This window comes from Caballeronia telluris (assembly GCF_001544495.1).
GTDB classification, from domain to species: domain Bacteria; phylum Pseudomonadota; class Gammaproteobacteria; order Burkholderiales; family Burkholderiaceae; genus Caballeronia; species Caballeronia telluris.
In genome coordinates this window covers 1-1709 of the sequence record NZ_FCNZ02000114.1, presented here as the reverse complement: position 1 = coordinate 1709, position 1709 = coordinate 1, and the positions used below count along the sequence as shown (strand labels likewise).

Genomic DNA, 1709 nt, shown 5'->3' with positions numbered 1-1709 from the left:
CAATCGGAAACAGGCGTTGGCCGCACGCGCGGCGTAACGCCAAACTCGCCGGTCTCCGACAAACCCGGGGCGCTTCACTCGAGTGTTCTCACGGCGATATTGCGTGGCAGCGTGGTCGCTGGCTTGGACAGACGTTCCCTGGTATGTCGGCAATGGGCTGTGAGGCCAGCGACAAGTTACGGACGCTGCTGACCGGTTTCAGTCGTCACTCCAATCCGTGGCAGTTCGTTTGCGATTTGCTGCTGGAACGCCGATTTCTTGTCCCTCTTCCGAGTGACGTCTCTCTCGAAGCCCAAGCCGTCCGCATTGCCTTATGGCAATTCGCATATTCCGTTCGCAATGGAGACGGTGACGTAAGGCAAGCGCGTCTGTCGCGGTTCCTTCTTCGACAACAGCTTCGGCAGCGCATCGGAGAAACTTATGCCGACAGGGAGCTTCCGCCGGAGGCGTCTGAACTGGACGCGGTACGCCTGCTGACGGTGCACGGTAGCAAGGGACTCGAATTCACATCGGTGCATTTGGGCTATGTGGACCCTTCATTCTTTGGCTCCGAAGCCCCGAAGTGGGGAACCTCCGAGTCCATCACTCATCTCGTTCCTCCAGCGGTGTTGGGCAGCTCCGACAAAGAGTTCGCGTTCGAGTCAGCGATTGAGAGGAATAACCTGTTCTATGTGGCTCTGTCCCGAGCGAAGCTTCGGCTTCAGCTTTACGAACACGGCGTACGCTATCCGAGTGACAGACTGGCACAACTGCGCCATTGCAAAGCGAACTATCAGTTCGAAAAGTTTGATGCCAGTACTATCTTCGCCGCCGCCCCCTCTGCTCATGCGCTGCCGGCGAAAGTAGCGAAGCGTGTCTCACTGGACGAATTCGAAGCATATATTCGGTGTCCATTACAGCACCATTACCGCTATAACCTCGGGCTCAGGCGAGAACAGGAGACGGATATTTCGATACGGGCGCGGTGGGCGGTTATGGAAACACTCCAGATGGTTGCTCAGGGCAGCGCAGTGGCTAAAGTAGCGTTTGATGCCGCGTGGGAAAGTCACCAGCTTCCGCCGAAAGTTGAGGACGCATGCCTCCATCGAGACGCCATCATTGCGTGTCGCCGTGGTTTGAATGTATTGCGGACGAATGTCGGGATACTGCGAGAATCGCTCGTTGCACGAATAGGCGGAATTGAAGTCGAGCTCCCATGGGTTATTGAAAGCTCAGGTTCGGAATATCACATGATTCGATTTTCGGCTCGAGGAGCGGGCGCTACCAGAGACACGCTGAGGCCGTTGCTCCTCGACCTGATTGACGGGAAGTCCCGCCCGATGGTTCTCCACACATTGGTGTCGGAAAAGGAAATCGAGGTGGAACTGAGCAGAGCGTTGACTCGCACCGGAGCGTACAAAGCGGCTATGCGACTTGATGCAAACGACCGCAACGCAAAGCCGGGAAGACATTGTGGCCGGTGTGCGTACCTCGGCATGTGTCCGAATGTGCCGGTTTGATTCTGCGTACTTGGATCGAACGGTTCAAATAGCGCATTTGCGCCGTGCTGATTGACGGCGCTCAACGAGGACCTGGTCCAATCCTCGGACATGCGGACGCCCGTTGTACTCCGATCCGGTCATTTGAATCACGGTATCCGTTAGCGCAACCCGTCTTGAACGCCCGCGTGCACGATGCGAAGGTTTCGCCATCGTAGTGATTGGGGTGAT

The 1709-nt window shown here is 56.6% G+C and carries 1 protein-coding gene; it reads left to right on the top strand.

The window, feature by feature from the left end; translation table 11 throughout:
• On the top strand, positions 1-1499 hold a 1499-nt coding region (locus AWB66_RS32425), incomplete at its 5' end, for a 3'-5' exonuclease (RefSeq protein ID WP_235021359.1).
• Between the last annotated feature and the right edge of the window lie 210 nt (positions 1500-1709).